This window comes from Methylobacterium sp. JK268 (assembly GCF_054052225.1).
In genome coordinates this window covers 1-23,668 of sequence record NZ_JBSVZN010000046.1, presented here as the reverse complement: position 1 = coordinate 23,668, position 23,668 = coordinate 1, and the positions used below count along the sequence as shown (strand labels likewise).

General features: G+C 71.3%; 24 protein-coding genes. 9 read left to right on the top strand and 15 right to left on the bottom strand.

From position 1 onward, the window contains the following. Window positions 1-70 precede the first annotated feature (70 nt). Window positions 71-1,894 (top strand): translational GTPase TypA, encoded by a 1,824-nt coding sequence (gene typA, locus ACW9J6_RS32065; RefSeq protein ID WP_457120377.1) that lies wholly within the window; start codon window positions 71-73, stop codon window positions 1,892-1,894. 88 nt (window positions 1,895-1,982) lie between these two features. Here the strand turns inward: typA and ACW9J6_RS32060 are convergent, their stop codons facing one another. The 4 genes from ACW9J6_RS32060 to ACW9J6_RS32045 form a co-directional block, all read right to left on the bottom strand. Beyond that, complete coding sequence (locus tag ACW9J6_RS32060) at window positions 1,983-2,135, bottom strand: HepT-like ribonuclease domain-containing protein (RefSeq protein WP_457120376.1); 153 nt, start codon at window positions 2,133-2,135, stop codon at window positions 1,983-1,985. 5 nt (window positions 2,136-2,140) lie between these two features. Continuing rightward, a complete protein-coding gene (locus ACW9J6_RS32055; RefSeq protein WP_457120375.1) occupies window positions 2,141-2,296 on the bottom strand; it encodes a hypothetical protein in 156 nt (51 codons plus the stop codon). A gap of 32 nt (window positions 2,297-2,328) precedes the next feature. Beyond that, window positions 2,329-2,622, bottom strand: coding sequence for a nucleotidyltransferase family protein (locus ACW9J6_RS32050; RefSeq protein WP_457120374.1), 294 nt, complete (start codon window positions 2,620-2,622; stop codon window positions 2,329-2,331). A gap of 79 nt (window positions 2,623-2,701) precedes the next feature. Continuing rightward, window positions 2,702-3,388 carry a nitroreductase gene (locus tag ACW9J6_RS32045; protein WP_457120373.1) on the bottom strand — a complete coding sequence of 229 codons (687 nt, stop codon included), beginning with the start codon at window positions 3,386-3,388 and terminating at the stop codon, window positions 2,702-2,704. A 296-nt stretch (window positions 3,389-3,684) separates the two neighbouring features. On the opposite strand from ACW9J6_RS32045, the gene ACW9J6_RS32040 reads away from it, so the two are divergent. Then, a complete protein-coding gene (locus ACW9J6_RS32040) occupies window positions 3,685-4,410 on the top strand; it encodes a cold-shock protein (RefSeq protein ID WP_457120372.1) in 726 nt (241 codons plus the stop codon). An 847-nt stretch (window positions 4,411-5,257) separates the two neighbouring features. Here ACW9J6_RS32040 and ACW9J6_RS32035 read toward each other — a convergent pair. From ACW9J6_RS32035 to ACW9J6_RS32020, 4 genes are all read right to left on the bottom strand, one after another. Further along, window positions 5,258-5,530: a hypothetical protein gene (locus ACW9J6_RS32035; RefSeq protein ID WP_457120371.1), complete on the bottom strand. Its 273-nt coding sequence runs from the start codon at window positions 5,528-5,530 to the stop codon at window positions 5,258-5,260. Window positions 5,531-5,687: 157 nt separating this feature from the next. Continuing rightward, on the bottom strand, window positions 5,688-8,141 hold the full coding sequence (gene clpA, locus ACW9J6_RS32030) for an ATP-dependent Clp protease ATP-binding subunit ClpA (RefSeq protein WP_457120370.1): 2,454 nt from the start codon (window positions 8,139-8,141) through the stop codon (window positions 5,688-5,690). Between the two features lie 21 nt (window positions 8,142-8,162). Then, complete coding sequence (gene clpS / locus ACW9J6_RS32025; RefSeq protein ID WP_457120369.1) at window positions 8,163-8,564, bottom strand: ATP-dependent Clp protease adapter ClpS; 402 nt, start codon at window positions 8,562-8,564, stop codon at window positions 8,163-8,165. Between the two features lie 302 nt (window positions 8,565-8,866). Continuing rightward, a complete protein-coding gene (locus tag ACW9J6_RS32020) occupies window positions 8,867-9,205 on the bottom strand; it encodes a phasin family protein (RefSeq protein ID WP_457120405.1) in 339 nt (112 codons plus the stop codon). A gap of 312 nt (window positions 9,206-9,517) precedes the next feature. Here ACW9J6_RS32020 and ACW9J6_RS32015 point away from each other — a divergent pair, with 312 nt between their 5' ends. Further along, window positions 9,518-11,023, top strand: coding sequence for a serine hydrolase (locus ACW9J6_RS32015; RefSeq protein WP_457120368.1), 1,506 nt, complete (start codon window positions 9,518-9,520; stop codon window positions 11,021-11,023). Between the two features lie 97 nt (window positions 11,024-11,120). Here ACW9J6_RS32015 and ACW9J6_RS32010 read toward each other — a convergent pair whose 3' ends face one another. The 3 genes from ACW9J6_RS32010 to egtB form a co-directional block, all read right to left on the bottom strand. Then, entirely contained in the window at window positions 11,121-11,837 is a 717-nt protein-coding gene (locus ACW9J6_RS32010; protein WP_457120367.1) for a DnaJ domain-containing protein, read from the bottom strand. 64 nt (window positions 11,838-11,901) lie between these two features. After that, window positions 11,902-12,897: an L-histidine N(alpha)-methyltransferase gene (egtD, locus tag ACW9J6_RS32005; protein WP_457120404.1), complete on the bottom strand. Its 996-nt coding sequence runs from the start codon at window positions 12,895-12,897 to the stop codon at window positions 11,902-11,904. A gap of 25 nt (window positions 12,898-12,922) precedes the next feature. Then, on the bottom strand, window positions 12,923-14,182 hold the full coding sequence (egtB, locus tag ACW9J6_RS32000) for an ergothioneine biosynthesis protein EgtB (RefSeq protein ID WP_457120366.1): 1,260 nt from the start codon (window positions 14,180-14,182) through the stop codon (window positions 12,923-12,925). 189 nt (window positions 14,183-14,371) lie between these two features. Here egtB and murI point away from each other — a divergent pair, with 189 nt between their 5' ends. The 3 genes from murI to rpsD all read left to right on the top strand — a co-directional run bounded on the left by murI (window position 14,372) and on the right by rpsD (window position 16,864). Continuing rightward, window positions 14,372-15,247 carry a glutamate racemase gene (gene murI / locus ACW9J6_RS31995; protein WP_457120365.1) on the top strand — a complete coding sequence of 292 codons (876 nt, stop codon included), beginning with the start codon at window positions 14,372-14,374 and terminating at the stop codon, window positions 15,245-15,247. Window positions 15,248-15,258: 11 nt separating this feature from the next. Beyond that, window positions 15,259-16,071, top strand: coding sequence for an alpha/beta hydrolase (locus tag ACW9J6_RS31990; protein WP_457120364.1), 813 nt, complete (start codon window positions 15,259-15,261; stop codon window positions 16,069-16,071). A gap of 175 nt (window positions 16,072-16,246) precedes the next feature. Next, window positions 16,247-16,864, top strand: a complete 618-nt coding sequence (rpsD, locus tag ACW9J6_RS31985) for a 30S ribosomal protein S4 (RefSeq protein ID WP_457120363.1) — start codon at window positions 16,247-16,249, stop codon at window positions 16,862-16,864. A 349-nt stretch (window positions 16,865-17,213) separates the two neighbouring features. Here rpsD and ACW9J6_RS31980 read toward each other — a convergent pair whose 3' ends face one another. Beyond that, complete coding sequence (locus tag ACW9J6_RS31980; protein WP_457120362.1) at window positions 17,214-18,026, bottom strand: inositol monophosphatase family protein; 813 nt, start codon at window positions 18,024-18,026, stop codon at window positions 17,214-17,216. A 399-nt stretch (window positions 18,027-18,425) separates the two neighbouring features. Here ACW9J6_RS31980 and ACW9J6_RS31975 point away from each other — a divergent pair, with 399 nt between their 5' ends. Beyond that, the gene (locus ACW9J6_RS31975; RefSeq protein ID WP_457120361.1) at window positions 18,426-18,950 is read left to right on the top strand and encodes a DUF6101 family protein; all 525 of its coding nucleotides are present in this window, start codon (window positions 18,426-18,428) and stop codon (window positions 18,948-18,950) included. A 2-nt stretch (window positions 18,951-18,952) separates the two neighbouring features. Here the strand turns inward: ACW9J6_RS31975 and ubiA are convergent, their stop codons facing one another. Then, the gene (ubiA, locus tag ACW9J6_RS31970; RefSeq protein ID WP_457120360.1) at window positions 18,953-19,858 is read right to left on the bottom strand and encodes a 4-hydroxybenzoate octaprenyltransferase; all 906 of its coding nucleotides are present in this window, start codon (window positions 19,856-19,858) and stop codon (window positions 18,953-18,955) included. A gap of 71 nt (window positions 19,859-19,929) precedes the next feature. Then, window positions 19,930-20,397 (bottom strand): hypothetical protein, encoded by a 468-nt coding sequence (locus ACW9J6_RS31965; RefSeq protein ID WP_457120359.1) that lies wholly within the window; start codon window positions 20,395-20,397, stop codon window positions 19,930-19,932. 223 nt (window positions 20,398-20,620) lie between these two features. On the opposite strand from ACW9J6_RS31965, the gene ACW9J6_RS31960 reads away from it, so the two are divergent. Both ACW9J6_RS31960 and ACW9J6_RS31955 read left to right on the top strand, forming a co-directional pair. Next, on the top strand, window positions 20,621-21,424 hold the full coding sequence (locus ACW9J6_RS31960; protein ID WP_457120358.1) for a 16S rRNA (uracil(1498)-N(3))-methyltransferase: 804 nt from the start codon (window positions 20,621-20,623) through the stop codon (window positions 21,422-21,424). A gap of 74 nt (window positions 21,425-21,498) precedes the next feature. Beyond that, on the top strand, window positions 21,499-22,632 hold the full coding sequence (locus ACW9J6_RS31955) for a YbdK family carboxylate-amine ligase (RefSeq protein WP_457120357.1): 1,134 nt from the start codon (window positions 21,499-21,501) through the stop codon (window positions 22,630-22,632). A gap of 205 nt (window positions 22,633-22,837) precedes the next feature. Here ACW9J6_RS31955 and ACW9J6_RS31950 read toward each other — a convergent pair. Next, window positions 22,838-23,668 (bottom strand): IS110 family RNA-guided transposase (locus ACW9J6_RS31950; protein ID WP_457115101.1); only part of this gene is annotated, 831 nt, incomplete at its 5' end.

Here is a 23,668-nt window from a genome sequence, read left to right as displayed (position 1 = left end):
CCCCGCCCGTCCCTGCCGGCTGCCGATTCGCGGCCCGCGTCAGGCCGGGCGCTTTTTGCTTCGGACCCCCATGAAGCTGCGCAACATCGCCATCATCGCCCACGTCGACCACGGGAAAACCACCCTGGTCGACAAGCTCCTGCAGCAATCGGGGTCGTTCCGCGAGAACCAGCGCGTCGAGGAACGCGTGATGGACTCGAACGACCTGGAGAAGGAGCGGGGCATCACCATCCTGGCCAAGGTGACCTCCGTCGTCTGGAATGACACCCGGGTCAATATCGTGGACACCCCCGGCCACGCCGATTTCGGCGGCGAGGTCGAGCGCATCCTCTCGATGGTCGACGGCGTGATCGTGCTCGTGGACGCGGCCGAGGGGCCGATGCCGCAGACCAAGTTCGTGGTGTCGAAGGCGCTCAAGATCGGGCTGCGTCCGATCGTCGCCATCAACAAGGTCGACCGGCCCGACGCCCGCATCGACGAGGTCGTCAACGAGGTCTTCGACCTGTTCGCGGCGCTCGATGCCACCGACGAGCAGCTCGACTTCCCGATCCTGTACGGCTCGGGCCGCAACGGCTGGATGGCGAACTCGCCCGAGGGCCCGCAGGACGGCATGGCGCCGCTCTTCGACCTCGTGCTCGCCCACGTGCCGGAGCCGGCCGTCGAGGAGGGCGCGTTCCGCATGCTCGGCACGCTGCTCGAAGCCAACCCGTTCCTCGGGCGCATCGTGACGGGGCGCATCGCGTCCGGCACCGTGAAGCCGAACCAAGCCGTCAAGGTCCTCGACCGCACCGGCAAGGTGGTGGAGACGGGCCGGATCTCGAAGATCCTGGCCTTCCGCGGCCTGGAGCGCCAGCCGATCGAGCTCGGCGAGGCGGGCGACATCGTGTCGATCGCGGGCCTGACCAAGGGCACCGTGGCGGACACCTTCTGCGATCCGCAGGTCGAGACCCCGATCCAGGCTCAGCCGATCGACCCGCCGACCGTCACCATGTCCTTCATCGTCAACGACTCGCCGCTCGCCGGCACCGAGGGCGACAAGGTCACGAGCCGCATGATCCGCGACCGCCTGTTCAAGGAGGCCGAGGGCAACATCACGCTCAAGATCGAGGAGGCGGCCGACAAGGACTCCTTCTACGTCTCGGGCCGCGGTGAATTGCAGCTCTCGATCCTGATCGAGACCATGCGCCGCGAGGGCTTCGAGATCGCCGTGTCGCGTCCGCGCGTGGTGTTCGAGAAGGACGAGGACGGCAACCTGCTCGAGCCGATCGAGGAGGTGGTGATCGACGTGGACGAGGAGCACTCGGGCGTCGTCGTGCAGAAGATGTCCGAGCGCAAGGGCGACATGCTGGAGATGCGCCCGTCGGGCGGCAACCGGCTGCGCCTCGTCTTCCACGCCCCGACCCGCGGCCTGATCGGCTACCAGAGCGAGCTGCTCACCGACACCCGCGGCACCGCGATCATGAACCGGCTGTTCAAGGCCTACGAGCCCTTCAAGGGCGAGATCCCGGGCCGGCGCAACGGCGTGCTGATCTCCAACGACCAGGGCGAGGCGGTGGCCTACGCGCTCTGGAACCTGGAGGATCGCGGCCCGATGATGATCGAGCCCGGCTGGAAGGTCTACCAGGGCATGATCGTCGGCGAGCACAACCGCGAGAACGATCTCGAGGTGAACGTGCTCAAGGGCAAGAAGCTCACCAACATCCGCACGACCTCCAAGGACGAGGCGGTGCGCCTGACCCCGCCGATCCGCATGACGCTGGAGCGCTCGCTGGCCTGGATCCAGGACGACGAGCTCGTCGAGGTCACGCCGAAGTCGATCCGCCTGCGCAAGACGGTGCTCGATCCGAACGACCGCAAGCGGGCGGAGCGGACGAAGGAAGCGCTGAGCGCCTAGGGCCCTGTCCGCTGGAGCGGATGCCGGTTCGGCGTAGACAAGTGGGTCAAGGCCGACAACTGAGAGCGGCGCCCAATCGGGCGCTGCTTCAAGTCTCGCGCGCGATCTTCAGAAGACCGCCGACAACCACGCGAAGGCTCGGCAGAGCCTTCGTTGCCACCTGCCAGATGATCAGGTCATCGACGCGATTGTATTCGTGACGGAGCTTGTTGCCGATGGCGGCGATCTCCCGCCACGGCACGTTGCTCAGGCGATTCTTGTCCGCCTCGGGCCATGCCGGGTCGCTTCGGAGACGATCTCGACGCAGCGCTCGACGGCGAGCCGCAGCTTCAGATCGGACCGGTCGGCGGCGAAGTCGGTGTCGGCCGTCATCTCCACGGCGGCATCGATCATCGCCAGCATGTCTTCGAGGCGCGCGATGACGGACCGCTTCATCACAGAACGTGGATCGCCTCTCGCTCGATCGCAGGGCGCAGCACGGGATGCAGGCCCTCGCGCGTCGTCAGGTCCACCGGACACCCGAGTTGCTCGGCCAGCCACTCTTCCAGCCGGATGAGAGCGACGAAGTCGAACTGCTCGTAATCCGGATCGACGAAGACATCGACGTCGCTCGCCCCGGTCGCCTCGTTCCGCGCGACCGAGCCGAAGAGATACAACGACGGGACGCCGAAGCCGTGCACACGCTCGGCAGAGGCGCGCAGGCGCGCGATGGCTTCGTCCCGTCCCATGTGCAATCGATATCATGGTCTCGGCGCACGATGAATGCTGCCGCGCTGCCCGAGACGATACCTCGCGCGGCCCCGGCGCTCAGAACCCGGCCAGCGTCGCGAAGCGCTCCGCGGGCTCGCGCTCCGGGACCAGCCGGTTCTCCGGCGCGTTCGGATCCGCGTAGCCGAGCGCCATGCCGCAGACCACGCTCTCGTCCGGGCCGACCGGCAGGTGCTGCCGAATCGCGGCGTGATAGGGCGCGAAGGCCGCCTGTGGGCAGGTGTCGAGGCCCCGCGCCCGCGCGGCGATCATCAGCGTCTGCAGGAAACCGCCGTAATCGAGCCAGCTCCCGATCTCGAGCCGCCGGTCGATCGTGAAGATCAGCCCCACCGGCGCGTCGAAGAAGCGGAAATTGCGCGCGTGCTGCGCCCGCATCCGCGCCGAATCGCCCTTCGGGATGCCCGCGAGGGCGTAGAGACCGAAACCGACCGCCCGGCGCCGGCCGAGATAGGGCTCGAAGAACGCCTCCGGGTAGTAGCGGTAGGCGGGCTCCCCCTCCTCGCCCGCGAGGTAGGCAGCGACGACCGCCTCGCAGAGTCGGTCCCGGGCCGGGCCGGCCACCGCGTAGACGCGCCAGGGCTGCATGTTGCTGCCGCTCGGCGCCTGGGCGGCGAGATCGAGGAGGTCACCCACGACGCCGGCCGGCACCGGATCCGGCCGGAAGGCCCGCACGGCCCGCCGGGAGCGGATCGCCTCCGCCACGGAATCGTAAGAATTGGCGTCCATCACCGGAATCCATCCCGCGCGAACCGCCCGCGCCACAACGACGCGTCGACCGCCGCCATTCGCACACAGGACGGCGCTGATTCCGTCTGTCAATCCGCTCCGGTTCGTGAGAGAGTGCTCCCGTCGTCGCCACGCCGGGCAGATCCGCCTTGCGGTACGGTCTGAGTTGCGTCAGGACTGTGGCGGACGTCTTGGTCACCGCAACCGGGAATGGAGTCGTGTCACGGGTCCGACTGGAAGATGCAGCGGCGCGGGATGCGAATGGGTCGGCGGGTTACGTTTTGGCGAGCTTCTAAATGGGACGTGGTCGTGATTTTAGGGAGCCGCGTCGTCGCGGCTTCGATGATGGTGCGCCTGAGCCGCGGTGGCCGGATCAGGTCCCGTCGGGAGGATACGGTGGCGGTGGCTACGGTGGTGGCGGCGGCTTCGGCGGCGGCTTCGACCGGGGTCCGTCCCGCAGCGCCGCCCCCTCGGGACCGGAGCGGGATGCGACGGTCAAGTGGTTCAACAAGGAGAAGGGCTTCGGGTTCGTCGAACTGGGCGACGGTTCGGGCGATGCCTTCCTCCACATCCGCGCCGTCGAGGCGGCCGGTCACACCGATCTCCTGCCCGGCACGCGCCTGACCGTTCAGACGGCCCAGGGGCAGAAGGGGCCGCAGGTCACCAACATCACGAGCGTCGACACCAGCACGGCCGAGGCGCCTGCGGCGCGCGGCCCGCGTCCGCCCCGCGCGGGCGGCGGCTTCGGCGGCGGTGGCGGCTTCGGCGGTGGTGGCGGCGGCGGCGGTGGTCGCTTCGCGAGCGGCCCCTCCACCGAGATGAGCGGCACCGTGAAGTGGTACGACCCCGCCAAGGGCTTCGGCTTCGTGTCGGTCAAGGACGGCGGCAAGGACGTGTTCGTCCACCGCTCGGCCCTGGCCCGCGCCGGCCTCGACTCCCTGGCCGAGGGTCAGCAGGTGACGATGGGCGTCGTCGAGGGCCAGAAGGGCCGCGAGGCGCAGAGCATCACCGTCGCGGAGTGATCCGGACGGTCTCAGCGAGACGGGCGAAGCGGCGGCTCCTGCGAGCCGCCGCTTCGTGCGTTCTGGGCCTCGTCGCCGGAGCGGCGCGGGCCGAGGATTTCACGGGATTCTACGCCGGGGTGAATGCCGGATACGCCCGCGGACACGAGCGGGACGAGGGCGGGCCGACCATCGGCGGCGCCCTCCCCTCCTCCGGCGCGGCGCAGGAGCGGGGTCTCCCGCCGAGCGCGACTCGGGCGACGGGCGGGTTGATTCCCCCTGCGGATGGAGGCGGGCGGCCCGACCGCCGGTGAGTCGGCAGGTCGGGGCGGGCAAGGTCCACGCCGCCCTATGCGCACATCTCTCCGTGAATACGGCCTGACGCTTCTCCCCTCTCCCGCTTGGGCTTGCCTGTTCACACAATCCGGTTTTCGGCGCGTCGGCTGGACGTTGCCGGATGTCGTAACCTTCCTCATGCTGAGGTGCCGCGGTGATCGAAGATCGCGCGCGGCCTCGAAGCACCCCGGAACGGTCGATCTCAAGCGGCCTTGGCTTGGATCTGTGGTCAGGGGTGCTTCGAGGCCGCTCCCGCGGCACCTCAGCATGAGGAAGGGTGCGGCTTCCAGGGGCGTTCCACGAAGCCACGACTGGGACGTCTGACTCTGCAAACGGCCTGCGAGGAGCAGGCATGCGCACGACCCGACGTGTGAATCCGCAAGCTCACACGGGAGAGGGGATCCCGCGCCATTCTCAAGTGGCCATAAAGCACTGCGGATCCGCACATTCTCTGGGAGAGACGCGCGCAACGAAGCGCCGCATTGCTGTCGGACGTCCGTACGGCGGGGCGCGGGTCAGGCGCCAGTCCTGTTTATGGCTTCTGCTGCTTCTTCTGCAGGGCGTCCTTCACCTGCAGCACCTGGTCGAACAGGCTGCTCGGGGTCTGGCCGAAGAAGGCCAGCGTGGTCGTGAAGGCCCAGTAGCCGGCGAGCACGATCAGCGGGACCAGGATCCAGCCCACGATCTCCTCGCCGATGATCCGCCGCCGCCGCCGCAGGCGGCGCCGCTCGCGGCCGGTGAGCTTGGGCGGCGGCGCGACCGTCGTCGCCGGAGCGAGGGGTCCCTCGTTGAGGTCGCCGGTCATGTGTCAGCTCTCGTCGCTGGCGGCGCGCGCCCCGCAAGCGGAGCCGCGGCTCTCTCTCGAAACAGGGCATCCCGGCGAGGGTGTCGCCGGGATGCCCTGGTGCGTGCGGTGATAGACGATCCCGTCCCCGCGGGCGAGCCCCGCGGACGGGGTGCGATCAGGCCCGGACGAGCGGGACCTTCGGGACCGTGCGGACGCCGCCGCTGCCGCCCGAGCCGCCGTTGTCCTTCGGCTTCCGCGGCGCCGCCCGCGGGCGCGGACGCTTCTTCTTCGCCGCGGTGGCCACGTCCTTCTCGGGCTTGGGCGTCACCGGGCCGGCCGGGAAGTCGAAGGCCAGGGCCGGCTTGCCGCCCTCCGGCCGGTTCACGACCACGCGCACCGCGCCGCCGTCCTTGAGCTTGCCGAACAGCACCTCGTCGGCGAGCGGGGTCTTGATGGTGGACTGGATCAGGCGGGCCATCGGGCGGGCGCCCATGGTCTCGTCGTAGCCGTGCTCCACCAGCCAGTCGCGCGCCTCGTCCGAGAGCTCGATCGTGACGTTCCGGTCGGCGAGCTGCGCCTCGAGCTGGAGGACGAACTTGTCGACGACCTTGGACACCACCTCCTTGGGCAGGTGGCCGAAGGACACGATCGCGTCGAGCCGGTTGCGGAATTCCGGCGCGAACAGGCGGTTGATCGCCTCGTGGTCGTCCCCGGTGCGCCTGCTCTGGGTGAAGCCGAAGGCCGCCCGGGCGAGGTCGGCCGCGCCCGCATTCGACGTCATGATGATGATGACGTTGCGGAAATCAACCTGCTTGCCGTTATGGTCCGTGAGCTTCCCGTGATCCATGACCTGCAGCAGGATGTTGAACAGGTCCGGATGCGCCTTCTCGATCTCGTCGAGGAGGAGGACGCAGTGCGGGTGCTGGTCGACGCCGTCGGTGAGCAGGCCGCCCTGGTCGAAGCCGACATAGCCCGGAGGCGCGCCGATCAGCCGCGAGACCGTGTGGCGCTCCATGTATTCCGACATGTCGAAGCGCAGCATCTCCACCCCGAGGGACGAGGCGAGCTGCTTGGCGACCTCGGTCTTGCCGACGCCGGTCGGGCCGGCGAACAGGTAGGAGCCGATCGGCTTGTCGGGATCGCGCAGGCCGGCGCGGGCGAGCTTGATCGAGGCGGTGAGCGCCTCGATTGCGTTGTCCTGGCCGTAGACCACCCGCTTGAGGCTGTCGGTGAGGTTCGCCAGCACCACCGCGTCGTCCTTCGACACGGTCTTGGGCGGGATGCGCGCCATGGTGGCGATGGTCGCTTCGACCTCCTTCACGCCGATCGTGCGCTTGCGCCGCCCCTCCGGGACCAGCATCTGCGAGGCGCCGGTCTCGTCGATCACGTCGATCGCCTTGTCGGGCAGCTTGCGGTCGCTGATGTAGCGCGCCGACAGCTCCACCGCCGCCTTCACGGCCTCGGTCGTGTACTTGAGCTTGTGGAACTCCTCGAAATAGGGCCGCAGGCCCTTGAGGATCTCGATCGCGTCCGGGATCGAGGGCTCGTTCACGTCGATCTTCTGGAAGCGGCGGACGAGGGCCCGGTCCTTCTCGAAGTACTGGCGGTACTCCTTGTAGGTCGTGGAGCCGATGCAGCGCAGGGTGCCGGAGGCGAGCGCCGGCTTGAGCAGGTTCGAGGCATCCATCGCGCCGCCCGAGGTCGCACCGGCGCCGATCACCGTGTGGATCTCGTCGATGAACATGATGGCGTTCGGATGCGCCTCGATCTCCTTCATCACCTGCTTGAGGCGCTCCTCGAAGTCGCCCCGGTAGCGGGTGCCGGCGAGCAGCGTGCCCATGTCGAGGGAGAAGACCGTGGCGTCGGCGAGCACCTCCGGCACCTCGTGCTGGATGATCTTGCGCGCCAAGCCCTCCGCGATGGCGGTCTTGCCGACGCCCGGATCGCCCACCAGGAGCGGGTTGTTCTTCTGGCGGCGGCAGAGCACCTGGATCGTGCGCTGGACCTCGGTCTCGCGGCCGATCAGCGGGTCGATCTTGCCCTCGCGCGCCTTCTTGTTGAGGTTCACGCAGTAGGCGTCGAGCGCGTCGCCCTTCTTCTTCGGGCCGCGCTCGTCCTCGCCCCCGGTCGGCCGCTCGGAGGCGCCCTCCTCGTCGGACCCGCGCACGGGCTTGGAATCCGAGAGGCCGGGCCGCTTGGCGATGCCGTGGCTGATGTAGTTGACCGCGTCGTAGCGAGTCATGTCCTGCTCTTGCAGGAAGTAGGCGGCGTGGCTCTCGCGCTCGGCGAAGATCGCCACGAGCACGTTGGCGCCCGTCACCTCCTCGCGGCCCGAGGACTGGACGTGGATCACCGCCCGCTGGATCACCCGCTGGAAGCCGGCGGTGGGCTTGGCGTCCTGGCGGCCGTCGCCGGTCAGGTTGGCGAGTTCGGTATCGATGTATTCGACGAGATTGCGCTTGAGCACGTCGACGTCGACGTTGCAGGCCCGCATGACCGCAGCCGCGTCCTGGTCGTCCACCAGGGCCAGCAGGAGATGCTCGAGCGTGGCGTATTCGTGGCGACGCTCGCCAGCGAGCGCCAGGGCGCGATGAAGAGCTTGTTCAAGGCTGCGTGAGAAGCTGGGCAAAGCGGGCCTCTGAGCTGGTGCCTATTTCTTTTCCATGACGCATTGCAGAGGGTGCTGGTGTTTGCGGGCAAAGTCCATCACCTGCGTCACCTTGGTTTCCGCCACCTCGTACGTGAAGATGCCGCACTCGCCGACGCCGTTCTGATGGACGTGCAGCATGATGCGGGTCGCGTCCTCGCGCGACTTGTTGAAGAAGCGCTCCACCACGTGGACGACGAACTCCATCGGCGTGTAGTCGTCGTTGAGGAGCAGCACGCGGTAGAGGTTGGGCCGTTTCGTGACCGGGCGGGTGCGCGTGATGACGGCGGTTCCCGACCGGCCGTCTCCTCCGTTCCCGTTGCCGGGCGCGCGGGGCGTCGCCGCGACGATCCTGGCCGCAGCGGCCCCTGTGATGACGATGTCCTGCCGCGGGACGTGATGCATGGGGACCGTACGACCTCACCCTCTCGGTCGCGCCCGGGACCGGGCGTGACCCGCGGGCGCTGCAGACCGGCACAACGTAGCACGCCCTGTGCCGGATCCGACCTTAATCTATAGGGCGAGAGCGGGCGGCGCCAGACGGCTGCGGTCTCTTGTCATGGTCGAGGCTTGCGCGGGGCCTCCGCCCCAACGCGAAGCGGCGCGGACCCGCTGGCCCGCGCCGCCGACAACCGATCATCGAGAGGCGGGCGCGAGGCCCGCTCCGCTCAGGGCAGCGCGGGACCGGAACCCGCGCCCGGGGGCCGTCAGGCCGCGGCCGGAACCTTGGCGGCCAGCGCCTCGTAGGGCTTCACCAGCTCCTTGGCGAGATTGCCGTAGAGCTCGGCCATCTTGGTCGACTGGGCGACGAAGCGCTCGTAGGAGGTCTTCAGGTACTCGGTCTGGATCTCCAGCGCCTTGTCGAGCGAGCGCACACCGGCGAGCTTCTCGAAGGTGGCCGAGGTCTGCTCCAGGGACTGCTTGGCGAAGTCGGCCGCCTCGACGGCGATCGCCTGGCTGCTCTTCGACAGGGTGCCGAAGCTGCGCAGGAAGGTGTCCATGCTCTCCTTGCTGAACTTCTGGGCGGTGTCGAACTGCTGGTTCATCACGATCAACGGCGCACTCGGCGCCGCCCCTCTGGCGCGGATGTCGTCGGATCGCGGAGGCGGCACCCGCGCGTCCGCGCCGTCCCCCAGGCCGCTATATGTGCGGTGCACAACGAGCCGTCAAGCGCTGATTGTGCACTGCACAATGCCCTAGGCCGAATCCATTAACCCGGGCGTAACCTCAGCAACCCTAGGCTGATTGACAGTGATGCCGCGGCGACGGGGGTCCCCTGAGTCGTCCCGGGTGCGTCGGGTTGTTCCCCGGCCGCACCCGTGTCTCCCGTCGCGGCGAGGCGTGGGAATGAGTTCGTGATGCGTGGCGTGCGCGGCACTTCCGGTCGATCCCTTCCGGCCCTGATCGCCGCCGCGGCGGTCCTCGCGGCGATGACGCACCCGGCGGATGCCCGCCGGCGCGGGCATCACCACGGCGGCGGGGGCGGCTACAACCCGCCTTTCGCCGCGATGGTGGTCGACGTGAAGAGCGGGCGCGTGCTGCACGCGGTCAACGAGGACGCCCTGCGCCATCCGGCCTCGATCACCAAGGTGATGACCCTCTACCTGCTGTTCGAGCAGCTCGACCGGGGCAAGCTCACCCTCGACAGCCCCCTCGAGATCTCGGCGAACGCCGCCCGGCAGGCCCCCTCGAAGCTCGGCGTGCGGCCGGGCACGACCATCACGGTCGAGGAGGCGATCAAGGCCCTGGTGACCAAGTCGGCGAACGACGTCGCCTGCGCGATCGGCGAGAACATCGCCGGGTCCGAGGGCGCCTTCGCCGAGATGATGACCCGCAAGGCGCACGCGCTGGGGATGTCGCGGACGCACTACGTGAACGCGTCGGGCCTGCCGGACACGGACCAGATCACCACGGCGCGCGACCTCACGATCCTGGCCCGGGCGATCCAGGACCGCTTCCCGCGCTACTACCGCTTCTTCCAGACCCGCTCCTTCGCGTTCCACGGCCGGGTGATCGGCAACCACAACCACCTGCTCGGGCGGGTCGAGGGCGTCGATGGCATCAAGACCGGCTACACGCGGGATTCCGGCTTCAACCTGATGACCTCGGCCCGGCTGAACGACCGCCACATCGTGGCGGTCGTGCTGGGCGGCAAGTCGGTGGCGACCCGCGACGCGATCATGACGCGCCTCGTCGAGGGCAACCTCGTCAAGGCCTATGCGGGCGCCCGGACGAGCCCGCCGGTCACCGAGCTGGCCGAGCGCTCCCGGCCGGCCGTGGTCGCCGAGCGGAGCGCGACGACGCGCACCCTCGTGGCCGCGGCGGACGACGACGAGGGCGTCGAGACGACGAATTCCACCGGCCGCGTCGGCCAGCCCCTGGACCTCGCGCCGGGGCGGGACACCGCGACGCCGGGCTCGGCCAAGTGGCGGAGCGGCAATGCCGGGCTGCCGGGCGCCGCCCAGGCCTACGCGGCGACGCCCGAGGCCTCCTTCCCCGCGCCGGGCGGCAAGTACGGCGCGCGCCTCCCCGCGGCGGGGGCCGAGGCCCGCGCGCCGCAGCCGCCCGCGCGCCCGGATGCCCGGCCGGAGGCGCCGGCCGCGAAGGCCGTCTCCGTCACCCCCTGGGTGATCCAGCTCGGCGCGATGGACGACGAGGGCAAGGCGAAGTCGATGCTCTCCGAGGCCCGCCAGCGCAGCGGCGGCGCCCTCGCCAAGGCCGCCCCCTTCACCGAGCGGGTGACCCATGGCGGCACCACCCTGTTCCGCGCCCGCTTCTCCGGCTTCTCGGAGGCGGAGAGCGCCCAGGACGCCTGCAAGGCCCTGAAGCGCAACGGCTTCACCTGCTTCGCGACCCGCAGCTGAGGCCCGTCGTCCCGCCGCGGGACCGCCGGCCGAAGCCTGATTCTTGAGATCGCGCGGGCCGTTCGCCCGCGCCGCATGTCGACACGCGCGTGGAGTATCAGCGATGTCGGTTGAGAAGTCGGTCCTTGGCCGCGTTGACGCGCGCCGCGAGGTAGCCCGATCCGCCCTGGTCCGGGTGAAGCCGCTTCATGAGGAGCCGGTGCGCCCGTCGCACCTCCTCCAGGGACGCCCCGGGCTCAAGCCCCAGGATCTGATAGGCCTCATCCTCCGGCATCGCCCCTGGCTGCGCCGCTCCGCCCGTCCGCGGGTCGCCATCGCGATCAGCGTCTACACGCCAGCCGGCAAACCGGCGGTCCAGATACGCCTCTAGGAGCGCCACGCCCTGCGGGTCCTGCGCGCGGCAGGCGCCGAGGAGCGCGCGCAGGGCGGGGAGCGGCATCGCGTCGAGGTCCTGGCCGGCGTGGGGCCCCGCGACCACCCGGCCGCGCATGGCGCCGCTGGCGTGATCGATCTCCACGACGAGGGTGGCCGAGCGCATCCGCGACACGCCGGCCGAGCCGCGCGGCGTCCCGCCGAGGCCGAAGGGCAGCGCCGGCATCTGCCGCCAGCCGAGCAGGGCGGCCCCGGCGAGGCCGAGGAACACCGCCATGTCGAAGCGGCCGCGCAGGAACAGCAGCGCGGCGACCGCCAGGGCCAGCCCGCCGCCCAGGCGCTTGAGCGCCCGGGCGAGGAGCGCCGGGTTCGCCTGCGTGCCCTGGCGGCCGAGCCACCACAGGCCGGCGACGACGAGGATGCCGAGACCGAGCGCGATCATGCGGGCCGCATCGCGCGTCGCCGCGACGGCGGGGCGCCCGCCGCCGGGCGGACGCGGTTCCCCGTCAGTGCCGCCGGATCGAACTCGCGCGCAGCAGGTGCACGGAGAACAGACCCTCGGGATCGATCCACACCGCCCTCCCCTCCCAGCCGGCGCCCCGCGCCAGCGCCCGGAAGCCGTCGGGCGTGTACTTGTAGCTGTTCTCGGTGTGAATCGTCTCGTCGGCCGAGAATCGGATCGGCCGGCCCGCCACCGTGACGGTCTGCGCCCGGCGGGAGACGAGGTGCATCTCGATCCGCGAGCGCTCCGGGTCGAAGAAGGCGCGGTGCGCGAAGGCGTCGCGGTCGAAATCCGCCCCGACCTCGCGGTTGATCCGCGTGAGCAGGTTGAGGTTGAAGGCCGCCGTCACCCCGGCCGCGTCGTCGTAGGCGGCGTTGAGGATGGCCGCCTCCTTCACGAGGTCGACCCCGACCACCAGCATGGAATCCTGGCCGAGCGTGGCCGCGAAGTGGCGGAGCAGGGACGCGGCGGCGCCGGGCTCGAAATTGCCGATCGTCGAGCCCGGGAAGAAGCCGGCGCGGGGCGCCGGCGCGGCCTCTCCGGGCAGGGCGAAGACCTGCGTGAAGTCGGCCGCCACCGGCCGCACCCGCAGGTGCGGGAAGTCGCGGCCGAGTTCCTCCGCCTCGCTGCGCAGGAACTCCTCCGACACGTCGACCGGGACGTAGGCGGCGAGGTCGGGAAGGTGCGGCAGCAGGCAGCGGATCTTCTGGGTCGAGCCGCTGCCGAACTCGACGAGCGCCGCCCCGCGCGGCAGGGCGGCGGCGATCTCGGCGCCGCTCGCGCGCAGGATGCCGAGTTCGGTCCGGGTGGGGTAGTACTCGGGCAGGCGGGTGATCGCCTCGAACAGGGCGGAGCCTTCGCGGTCGTAGAAATACTTCGCCGCCAAGGTCTTGCGGGGTGCCGTGAGGCCCGCCAGCACATCCTCGGCGAAGCGGCGGCTGTCCGGCCCGGCGAGGGGGGCCGCCGGGGGACGTTGGGCAAGCGGTGCGTTCACGGGCAACTCCGAGCGGGTCGAGGCCACCGCCTCAGCCTGCCGCCTGAGATAGTCGGACCCCGGTGAACTGCCAGCGCTGGTGCGGATAGAAGAAGTTCCGGTAGGTCGGCCGGCTGTGACCGCGGGGCGTCGCCACCGAGGCGCCGCGCAGCACGAACTGGTTGACCATGAACTTGCCATTGTACTCGCCGAGCGCGCCCGGGACCGGCCGGTAGCCCGGATAGGCCGCGTAGCTGCTGCGGGTCCATTGCCAGACATGCCCGAAGGCGCCGTCGAGACCGGCCCGCGCGGCGCATTCCCACTCGGCCTCCGTGGGCAGGTCGCGTCCCCGCCAGCGGGCGAAGGCGTCGGCCTCGTAGTAGCTGACATGCGTGACCGGCAGGGCCGGATCGACGGGCTGGAGGCCGGCGAGCGTCATGCTCGACCAGACCCCGTCCTCGCCCCGCCGCCAGTAGCCCGGCGCCTCCCAGCCCTCCGTCTGGGCGGCGACCCAGCCGTCCGAGAGCCAGAGTTCGGGCTTGGCGTAGCCGCCGTCCTGCATGAAGTCGAGCCACTCGCCGTTGGTGACGAGCGCCCGGTCGAGGGCACTCCGCGGCAGCAGCACGTCGTGGCGGGGATGCTCGTTGTCGAAGCTGAAGCCGCCGCCCTCGTGACCGATCGCCGCGATCCCGCCCGCGAGCGGCAGCACGCCCTCGGCGGGCGCCGGTGCCGGGAAGCGCCAGGTCGGGTCGTAGGCCGGCAGGAGCGGGTTCTGCGCGAAGGCGTGCAGGATGTCGGTGAGCATCAGTTCCTGGTGCTGCTGCTCGTGGAAGAGGCCGATCTCCAGGATCGCGACGAGGCCGGGCAGGGCCGCCTCCGCCGCCGTCTCGATCAGCCGGCCCAGCGCCCGATCGACATGGGCGCGGTAGCCCGCGACCTCGGCGCAGGTCGGCCGCGTGACGAGGCCGCGGCTGATCCGCGGCGCGCGCGGCCCGGCCGCCACGTAGTAGGAGTTGAACAGGTAGAGGAAGCGCTCGTCGAAGATCCGGTAGCCCGGGGCGTGCTCCTTCAGCAGGAACTGCTCGAAGAACCAGGTCGTATGGGCGCGGTGCCACTTGGTCGGGCTCGCGTCGGGCATCGACTGGATCTGCTGGTCCTCCGGGGAGAGCGGCGCGGCCCGGGCCTCGGTCTCGTCGCGGACGTGCCGGAAGGCGGCGATCCAGGCCTCCCGGTCGATCGGCCGGGCCTTCACGTCCGGCGGCGGAAAGGCCGCCCGCGTCTGCGGAACCCGCGCGGTCGCAGTGGCTGCCATCTCGAATTCCCCGTGCGCGTGGAGTTTTTGTCCTGCATTAACGCGACGCATGGGGTTTCGTTTCTCGCACGCCCGGGCGCGGTGGCTTCCCGGGACAAGGCGGCCATTCTGCCGCCCCATTGACCGAGCGTTAAGGAGGCGACCGGAGATTCTGCGCGTGGCGCAGGAAGCCTCGACGAGCGGACGGGCATGCGATTCGATCTTATGGCCGGCACCGGGGCGGTGCCGCTCGCGCCGGTGACCCGGGCGCCGGCGGTGCTGGTGTTCGATTCCGGGCTCGGCGGCCTGACCGTGCTGGCCGAGGTGCGGCGGGCGCGGCCGGACGCGCGGGTGGTCTACGCGGCGGACGACGCCGCCTTCCCGTACGGGGACCTCACCGAGGCGGTTCTGGTCGCCCGGGCGCTGGCCGTGATGGAGCGGCTGGTCGCCGCGCACGCGCCGGACCTCGTGGTGATCGCCTGCAACACGCTCACCACCCTGGCCCTGCCGGCCATGCGGGCGCAGTTCCCGATTCCCTTCGTCGGCACCGTGCCGGCGATCAAGCCGGCCGCCGCCGCCACCCGCTCCGGGCGGATCAGCGTGCTCGCCACGCCCGGCACGGTGCGCCGCGACTACACCCGCGACCTGATCGAGACCTACGCGAGCGCCTGCACCGTCACGCTGGTCGGCGCGACCCGGCTCGCGGCCCTGGCGGAGGCGGCCCTGGCCGGTCTGCCGGTCGGCGACGATGCCCTGCGGGAGGAAATCGCGCCGTGCTTCGTGGGCAGCGGCCGCGACCGCACCGACGTCGTCGTGCTCGGCTGCACCCATTACCCGCTGCTGCTGCCCCGCCTGGAGCGGATCGCGCCCTGGCCGGTGACCTGGATCGACCCGGCGCCCGCCGTCGCACGGCGCATGGCGGCCCTGCTCGGGCCGGCGCCCCGGCGCGACGCGGCGGAGGCGGACGGCGCCGCGACGGCGGTCTTCACGGGCGGGCAGCGGGTCACCCCCGCTCTGCGCGACGCCCTGGCGGCGCGGGGGCTCGGCCGGATCACCGTGACGCCGATGCCTCTCGTCCGGCAATGAGGCGGCGGCGGGTGGCGCTCGGCCTCCTCGTCGCCTCCCTCCTCGTCGTCCTGGCGGTCGCGGGCGCGGTGCTGGCGTTCCAGCGGATGCTGATCTACCCGGGCGCCTTCTTCACCTATCACGCCCCGCGCGATCCGCCCGCCGGCACGGAGGCGATCCGGGTGGCGACGGCGGACGGCGAGACGCTCCACGCCCTCTGGCGCGCGCCGGCCCCGGGCTGCGGGGTGGTGGTGAGCTTCCACGGCAACGCCTCCGAGGCGGAGTTCCACGCCGAGCGCTTCGCCGGCGAGCCGTGGCGGTCGCGGGGCTGGGGCCTGCTCGCTCCCACCTACCGGGGCTATCCGGGCGCGACCGGGCGCCCGAGCGAGGCGGGCCTCGTCCTCGACGGGCTCGCGGCCCTCGACGAGGCGCGGCGGCGCGCCCCGGACGCCGCCATCCTGCTCCACGGCCACTCCCTCGGCACCGCGGTGGCGGTCGCGGTGGCGGCCGAGCGCCCGCATCTCGGCCTCTACCTGGAGGCGCCGTTCGACTCGATGGTCGCGATGGCGAAGCTCCACTTTCCGTACCTGCCCGCGCTCCTGCTGCGCGATTCCTGGCGCTCGGACGCCCGCATCGCCGCCGTCTCGGGCCCCATCCTGATCGTGCATGGGGACGCGGACCCGGTCATTCCCCTCGCCTTCGCCCGCCGCCTCGCCGAGGCGGCCCCGCCGGGCGCGCGCTTCGAGGCGGTCGCGGGCGACCACGTCTCGCTCCTCGGCACGCGCGACGGCGAGGCCGAGCCCCTGTTCCGGGCACGGATCCCGGCGGGATGCGTCGCCGGCTGAACACGCGCTTGACCTTCGCGCCGTTCCCCGGTAACAGCGCCCGGCTTGCGGGGTCCTTCGGGGCCCCGCGGCTTTTTCAGCGCACCCGTGAGCGGCCTCTCGGCCGGTCTGTCGTCCCGGAAGGGAAGAGGAGGGCGCGTTCCTCGCTTCTCGTATCGTTCCCTGAGGACACGCGATGTCAAAACGTATTCAGGCGAAGCACAAGCTCGATCGCCGTCTGGGCCAGAACATCTGGGGCCGCCCCAAGAGCCCCGTCAACCGCCGCGAGTACGGCCCCGGCCAGCACGGACAGCGCCGCAAGGGCAAGATGTCCGACTTCGGCACGCAGCTGCGCGCCAAGCAGAAGCTCAAGGGCTACTACGGCAACATCACCGAGAAGCAGTTCCGCCGCTACTACGCCGAGGCGGTCCGCCTGCGCGGCGACTCGGGCGAGAACCTGGTCGGCCTGCTGGAGCGCCGCCTCGACGCCGTCGTCTATCGCTGCAAGTTCGTGGCGACGCCCTTCGCGGCCCGCCAGTTCGTGAACCACGGCCACATCCGGGTGAACGGCCAGCGCGTCAACATCCCGAGCTACCTCGTGAAGCCGGGCGACGTGATCGAGGTCAAGGAAGCCTCCAAGCAGCTCGAGATCGTGGTCGTCGCCTCCCAGCTCGCCGAGCGGGACGTGCCCGACTACATCGAGGTCGATCACGGCAAGATGGTCGCGCGCTTCGCCCGTGTGCCCACTCTCTCCGAGGTGCCCTATCCGGTGCACATGGAGCCGAACCAGGTCATCGAGTTCTACTCGCGCTGATCCTCGGCGCAGGATCACGAGACGATCGGGGGTGGGTGCCGCAAGGCGCCCGCCCTCTTGTTTTGTCAGGTCCGATGGAAGCGGGCTGACCGAAACCAGATGCTGGGGCTGGCACACCATTGCCCCCCTTTTCCGGACGAGAGCAGCGACAGCGGAAGGAGATTCGGAAACAGCGCACGACTCCGCGAAGCGACCGTATGTTGCAACGGTCCTGGAAGGCGGAGCCGCTTCGCGGCGATTCTCGTGCTGGTTTCCGGATCTCCTTCCGCTCGCGCTGCAGTCGTCCGGAAAAGGGGCTATGCGATCAGTACAGCCTATCGCAAGCCCACCATCATCGAACGAATCCCGCTCAGCGCATCGCCGCCAGCACCGCGTCCCGCAGGGCGGTCGGCGCGGCGACGAGTTCGCCGTGGATCGGCTCGCGGCGGTTGTAGATCGGTGGGCGCCCGGCGAGGTCGAGCACGGCGCCGCCGGCCTCGCGCAGGATCAGGTCCGCCCCGGCGAGGTCCCAGTCGCGGGCATCGGACGAGATCAGCCCGACATCGACCAGCCCCTCCGCCACCCGCACGAGGCGCAGCGCCAGGGAGGGGATGCGCCGCAGGCGCACCAGCGCGTCCGGCGTCGCGGCGATCCCGAGATTGCGCTCCAGGTGGTCGACCATCGGCTTGGGGCCGGCGACCCGGGCCCCGGCGAGGCGCTCCTGCGCGGTGACCCGGATCGGCTCGCCGTTGCGCCGGGCCCCCTCCCCCACCAGCGCCTCGTAGACGAGGCCGGTCACGGGCGCCGCCACCATCCCGAGCACCGGCTCGCCCTTCGCGAGGAGCGCGATGGCGATCGACCAGTCGGGATCCCCCGACAGGAAAGCGCGGGTGCCGTCGATCGGATCGACGATCCAGACGAGGTCGTGCTCCAGGCGGACCGGATCGTCGCGGGTCTCCTCGGAGAGCCACGCGGCCTTCGGCGCGAGTTCGCTGAGGCGGATCTTCAGGAAGGTGTCCACCGCCACGTCCGCCTCGGTGACGGGCGATCCGCCGGACTTGCTCCAGACGCGGGCGGTGGTGCGCTCGCCCGCGCGGAAGAAGGGGAGCGCCAGCAGGGCCGCCTCCCGGACGCTCGCCCGAACCTGGGGGAGGAGGGCGCGCAGGTCGACGGGAAGGGCCATGGGGAGGGGACCGTTCGGTTGGACAGGGCGGCCCGCGCCGGCCGGACCGGGTGGGACGCCTCCGGAACGCGGCTCCCGTTTTAGGCGTGGCGCCGCGCCGCCACAAGGACGCGGGCGTCACAGGCCGCCGCATCCACGAGCGGTCCCGGCCGCCGGGTCGCCCGCCCCGACCTCCCCTCGACCGTATCCGGATCCGTAACCATCGATTTTCGGAGAATGCTGACCAAATCACCCCTGTCCGGGGAAGAAATTGTTGAGCATCGGCGCGGGAAGTCGCCGCGAACCAACGCTTAACGCTGCGCTTTAAGGCGTTCTGAGCCTCCAACGGGCAGTCTGACCTCAAGCGCGGACGGTCCGGAGAGACCGCCGCTCCACGCAGACAGGGCGTCGAGCAGAACCATGGTCACGAGATTTCCCAGCACGAACCGGCACGCCGTCTCGCGCAAGGTCGTCGGGCCGCTCCCCACCATCCACCGCGGCCCGATCCAGGCCGAGCCTTCCCCGCTCCCGATCGTCGGCGCCATCCCGGGATCGATCGGCCGCGCGGCGAGCGTGGCGCTCTGCCTGGACGCCGACGCGAGCGACGCGGCGGGCGAGGACCGCTTCTCCGTGCTGCTGCTCGACCGGGCGGGCGATCCGCTGATGCGGCTCGGGACCTACGGCGACGCGGACGTGGTCGCGGTCTGGCGCCGCCTCGGGGCCGAGACCGGGCTGCCGCTCCTGGTGATCCAGGAGGACGGCGCGGTGACCGCGATGGGCGCGCAGATCGGCCGGCTGAAGCTCGGCGCGGTCCGCATCCGCCGCCGCCACGGGCTGCTCAACCACCGCCGCCCGCGCTTCCTGTGCCGCCGCAAGACCAGCCGCCTGCCCCTGCGCCCGGCCGTGCATCGGGAGGAGATCCGGCTCACCGACGGGCGGGTGTGACCTCAGGCCAGCCCCTGCCAGATCGCATCGAGTGCCAGGCCGGCGAACAGGATCAGGCCGGCGTCGCGGTTCGAGCGGAACAGCCGCAGCGCCCGCGCGCCGTCCCGGGGATCGAGCCCGCGGACCTGCCAGGCGAGATGCGCCCCGAACAGGGCGAGGCCCGCGAGGCCGAGGAGCCCGCATCCGGCGAGCCGGAGCGCCGCGGCGACGCACCCGAAGGCGACGAGGAAGCAGAGGGCGACGGCCCCGCGCACGTGGCTGCCGAAGAACCGCGCCGAGGACTTGATGCCGGCGATCTCGTCGTCCTCGATGTCCTGGACCGCGTAGATCGTGTCGTAGCCGATCACCCAGGCGATGGCGCCCGCGTAGAGCCACAGCGGCGCCGGATCGAGCCGGCCGAGCAGCCCCGCCCAGCCCATCAGCGCGCCCCAGGCGAAGGCGAGGCCCAGGACCAGCTGGGGCACCGGCATCACCCGCTTCATGAACGGGTAGATCGCCACCGGCACCAGCGAGCACACCCCGACCACGATCGCGAAGCCGTCGAACTGCAGCAGCACGGCGAGCCCGACCAGGGCCTGGGCGACCAGGAAGGCCAGCGCCTGGCGCACGCGGATGCGGCCGGAGGGGAGCGGACGCAGGCGCGTGCGCTCGACGCGCGCGTCGAGGTCGCGGTCGGCGATGTCGTTGTAGGTCGAGCCCGCGCCCCGCATGGCGACGGCGCCGACGAGGAACAGGGCGAGGTGCCAGAGATTCGGCCCGACCCGCCCCGAGGCGGTGGCGGCGAGCGCGGCCGACCACCAGCAGGGCAGCAGCAGCAGCCACCAGCCGATGGGGCGCTCGATCCGCGCCAGGCGCAAGTAGGGCCGCCAGGACGCGGGCGCGTGCCGGTCGACCCAGTGGCCGCTCACCGCGTCCGCGACCGGCCGGTCGGCGGCCCCCGGGAGGCCCGTCGAATCATCCCTCGCCTGCGGCGCCGCCCTCACAGGGCTCCCTGCGGGAGCTTGAAGCTGCCGGTCAGGCCGGGCCCGCCGAGAAGCCCGCCGCCGCCGCCGCCGTTCTGCGCCTGCTCGCGGGCGCGCTTCTCCATCACGGCCTGCTTCTGGGCCGCGCCGCAGACCTGGCCGCGCAGGGAGGCCACGCGGGTGTGGTCGGCCTTGAAGCCCTCGAGGAACGAATCCGGGATCGAGCACCAATCCTTGTTGGCGGTGATCCACTTCAGGCCCTCGTTGCCGTTGGCCTGGAGGCGGGTGAAGAGCGTGCAGGCCTGGGCCGCCGTGAGCTTGTTCTTGCTCTTCTGAGCGGCGTTGACGCGCGCCACGATGTCCTTGCGCTCCGTGAGCGTCTTCTGGATCGTGGTGCAATCGGTGCCCTGCGCGCGGGCGGCCCCGCCGATCAGCACCGTCCCGACCAAGCCGGCGACCACAGCCGCCACGGCGCGCTTGTCCATCCGAACCATCCCTCAACCCCCTGCCGGCTCTATCACCGCCGCCCGGGCAGCGCGAGACGCGGCGGCCGGGTCCGTCCCGGCCGTCCCCAAACAGAATCTTGCCGCGCACGGCGAATGATCTGTCTCAACACAGGATTGTGGCGGCTTTGGTTCGGTCGCCGCGGGGGCGCGGGGCCGCGCGCGGGCATTGACAGGAACGGCCCCGCTCGGCGAGCAGGAGGGCATGGCGGCCTATGATTTCGATGCACCGCGGCTGTTCCTCGACGTGCCGATGGCGGAGGGTGTGGTCCACAGCCTCGATCGCGCCCAGGCGAACTACCTCCTGGGCGTCCTGCGCCGGGGTGCGGGCGACGGGGTGCTGGTGTTCAACGGGCGCGACGGCGAGTGGCGCGCGGAGATCCGCCCGACCGGCCGCAAGGCCGGCGACCTGATCCTGCGCGAGCGGACCCGGCCGCAGGCGGCGCCGGGCGACCTCCACTACCTGTTCGCCCCGCTCAAGGCGGCCCGGCTCGACTACGTGGCGCAGAAGGCGGTGGAGATGGGCGCGAGCCTGATCCGGCCGGTCGTCACCCGCCGCACGCAGGGGGACCGGATCAAGCTCGACCGCCTGCACGCGAACGCCATCGAGGCGGCCGAGCAGTGCGGCATCCTGGCGATCCCGGAGATCCGCGACGCCGCGCCGCTGGAGAGCGCCCTGGCGGAGCTCTCGCCCGGGCGTCTGCTCGTGTTCTGCGACGAGGACGCGCCGGTCGCGGATCCGGTCGAGGCGCTCCGGCGCGGCGCGGCCGCGGCGGGGGCGGGCGCCGCTCCGCCCGGGAACGTCCCGCTCCCGCTCGCCGTTGTGATCGGGCCGGAGGGGGGGTTCACGCCGGAGGAGCGCGCCCTCATTTTGGATCGTCCCAACACCGTCCGCCTCTCGCTGGGGCCCCGGATCCTGCGTGCCGACACCGCGGCCGTGGCCGTCCTGGCCCTGGTGCAGGCCGTCCTGGGCGATGCCCGGGCGAGATCCGGACCGCCGCCCGCCTGAGGGCGGGCCAGCCTTCATCGATGGAATCACGCAGTGCCGGGCGCCCCGCGGGCCCGCACCGGGAGAGATCGTGCATGTCCGAGGACTTCGCGCTCCGCATCGAGGAAGATGTCTTCCTGAACGACGCCGTGCGGCGGGACGCCGCGCGGGCCAGGATCCGGGACTTCCTGGCGGCCTGCCGGCGCGACTTCCCGGCGGCGCGCCACGACATCGTCGAGCCGCGCCTGATCTGGGCGACGCGCGGCTATGCCGGGCTCGCCGAGACGCGGCGCGACCTGCAGGCCCTGCGCAGCGGGATCGGCGCGCTGGCGGCGGAGCGCGGGCTCGCCGTGATGGCGGCCGGCACGCACCCGATCGCCCTGTGGAGCCGGGTGCGCCCGCGGGATCCCGGCACGCGCGACCGGGTCCAGCGCGACCTTCAGATGGTGGGGAGCCGCACGGTCGTCTGCGGGCTGTCGATCTGCATCGCGCTGCCGGACGGCGTTCCGCGGATCGACGTGATGAACCGGATTCAGCCCTTCCTGCCCCTGATCCTGGCCCTGTCGACCTCCTCGCCCTTCTGGCAGGCGCAGCGCACCGGGCTCCTCGGCTACCGGCTCGCGGCCGCCCGCGAGATGCCCCGCAGCGGGCTGCCGCCCTACTTCGCGGACGAGGTCGACCATGCGCGCTACCTCGACGCCTTGGTGCGGGCGGGAGCGATCGACGATGTCGCCCATGTCTGGTGGGTGATCCGGCCGGCGCCATTGGGCAACGCCCTCGACCTGCGCATCGCTGACAGCTGCACGCGCCTCGACGACACGCTGGCGCTCGCGGCCCTCGCCCGCTGCCTCGTGCGGCGGCTCGCGCGGGATCCCGATCTCGGCCGCGACCTCACGGGTGCCGCCCACGCGATCACGGCGGAGAATTGCTGGCGGGCGCAGCGCTACGGCATCCACGGCAGCTTCCTGACGCTCGCTGGTGAGGCGGAGCCTGTCACGGCGGTGCTCGCCCGCACGCTCGCCCTGGTGAGCGAGGACGCGGCGGCGCTCGGCTGCGCGGCGGATCTCGACCTCGCCCGCTGGATCGTCGCCCGCGGCACCAGCGCCGACCGGCAGCTCGCCCTGTTCACGGAGGCGCAGGGCCGCGGCCTCTCGGCGCGGGACGCCCTCGCCTGCGTGGTCGACTGGCTCTCGGCCGAGACGGTGGGGGCGGCGCCCACCCGGCATTGAGGGGGCGCGCCATGGCCCTTCCTCGCAGAGGCGGCCGTGTGTGCACACGTCTCGCGTGGGACCAAGTGAGCGATCTACCGCAGTCGATGACAGGTGATCGCAGGGTGGATCGCGGGATCCCCTCTCCCGCACGGGTTTGCGGAAGCACAGTTCGGGTCGTCGGCGCGGCGAGGCGGCAGCCGAAGGTGAGCGACTGTCTGGCGTGTCAAGTCTGGGCGGCGAGTTGGGCGCGGACATCACGGGCCTTGGCGTTGAGGCGCACGAGCAGCTTGTGGGCGAGAGCGATGCGGATGACCTTTGGGGGCTTTCCGGCTTGGCGCAACCGTTGGTCGAAGGCGATGAAGTCGGGATCGAAGCGCCGCACGCAGCTGGTGACCACGAACAGGATGGCGCGCACGTCGGCCCGTCCGCCGCGCACGGGGCGTCGGCCGCTGCTCTGGCCGCTGTCGCGGGCGATGGGTGCCAAGCCGGCCAGCTTGGCGATGGCTTTGCCCGAGAGGGTGCCGATCTCCGGCAGGTCGGCCATCAGGCGGGCGATCGTGCGGTCGGCCACGCCCTTGATCGTGCGGAAGGTCGCATCGAGGGCAACCCAGAGCGGATCGGCCTTGAGCTGGGCGGTGATCGCCTCCTCCAACGCGGCGATCTGGCGGTTGATCAGCTCGACCATCTCGGCGACCGAGGTGCGCACCTGCGGCTCGGTGACGAGGCGGCCCTGGTTGGTCTGGACGGTGCGCGCCTCGACCAGTTGATGCAGGCGCGTGACCAGGGCGCTGAGCCGCTCCTGAGCCGGGCTGGCCGGCGGCCGGGGTTTGATCCGGCGCACCTCGGCGAAGCGCGCGATGACGCCGGCATCGATCTGGTCGGTCTTCTCGAGGATGCCCATGGCCTCGGCGAAGCGCCGCACCTGGCGGGGGTTGAGGAGGGCGCAGGGCAGGCCGTCCGCCCAGAGCAGGCGGAAGGGCTGCTGTTCGTAGCCGCCGGTGGCCTCCAGGGCGACGAGGGTGACGTGGTTGTCCCGGCAGAAGCGGGCGAGCGT

Coding starts and splice junctions, on each gene's coding strand:
- typA (WP_457120377.1), top strand. CDS start 71: ATGAAGCTGCGCAACATCGCCATCATCGCCCACGTCGACCACGGGAAA.
- ACW9J6_RS32055 (WP_457120375.1), bottom strand. CDS start 2,296: ATGCTGGCGATGATCGATGCCGCCGTGGAGATGACGGCCGACACCGAC.
- ACW9J6_RS32050 (WP_457120374.1), bottom strand. CDS start 2,622: ATGGGACGGGACGAAGCCATCGCGCGCCTGCGCGCCTCTGCCGAGCGT.
- ACW9J6_RS32045 (WP_457120373.1), bottom strand. CDS start 3,388: ATGGACGCCAATTCTTACGATTCCGTGGCGGAGGCGATCCGCTCCCGG.
- ACW9J6_RS32040 (WP_457120372.1), top strand. CDS start 3,685: ATGGGACGTGGTCGTGATTTTAGGGAGCCGCGTCGTCGCGGCTTCGAT.
- ACW9J6_RS32035 (WP_457120371.1), bottom strand. CDS start 5,530: ATGACCGGCGACCTCAACGAGGGACCCCTCGCTCCGGCGACGACGGTC.
- clpS (WP_457120369.1), bottom strand. CDS start 8,564: ATGCATCACGTCCCGCGGCAGGACATCGTCATCACAGGGGCCGCTGCG.
- ACW9J6_RS32020 (WP_457120405.1), bottom strand. CDS start 9,205: ATGAACCAGCAGTTCGACACCGCCCAGAAGTTCAGCAAGGAGAGCATG.
- ACW9J6_RS32015 (WP_457120368.1), top strand. CDS start 9,518: ATGCGTGGCGTGCGCGGCACTTCCGGTCGATCCCTTCCGGCCCTGATC.
- ACW9J6_RS32010 (WP_457120367.1), bottom strand. CDS start 11,837: ATGATCGCGCTCGGTCTCGGCATCCTCGTCGTCGCCGGCCTGTGGTGG.
- egtB (WP_457120366.1), bottom strand. CDS start 14,182: ATGGCAGCCACTGCGACCGCGCGGGTTCCGCAGACGCGGGCGGCCTTT.
- murI (WP_457120365.1), top strand. CDS start 14,372: ATGCGATTCGATCTTATGGCCGGCACCGGGGCGGTGCCGCTCGCGCCG.
- rpsD (WP_457120363.1), top strand. CDS start 16,247: ATGTCAAAACGTATTCAGGCGAAGCACAAGCTCGATCGCCGTCTGGGC.
- ACW9J6_RS31980 (WP_457120362.1), bottom strand. CDS start 18,026: ATGGCCCTTCCCGTCGACCTGCGCGCCCTCCTCCCCCAGGTTCGGGCG.
- ACW9J6_RS31975 (WP_457120361.1), top strand. CDS start 18,426: ATGGTCACGAGATTTCCCAGCACGAACCGGCACGCCGTCTCGCGCAAG.
- ACW9J6_RS31965 (WP_457120359.1), bottom strand. CDS start 20,397: ATGGACAAGCGCGCCGTGGCGGCTGTGGTCGCCGGCTTGGTCGGGACG.
- ACW9J6_RS31960 (WP_457120358.1), top strand. CDS start 20,621: ATGGCGGCCTATGATTTCGATGCACCGCGGCTGTTCCTCGACGTGCCG.
- ACW9J6_RS31955 (WP_457120357.1), top strand. CDS start 21,499: ATGTCCGAGGACTTCGCGCTCCGCATCGAGGAAGATGTCTTCCTGAAC.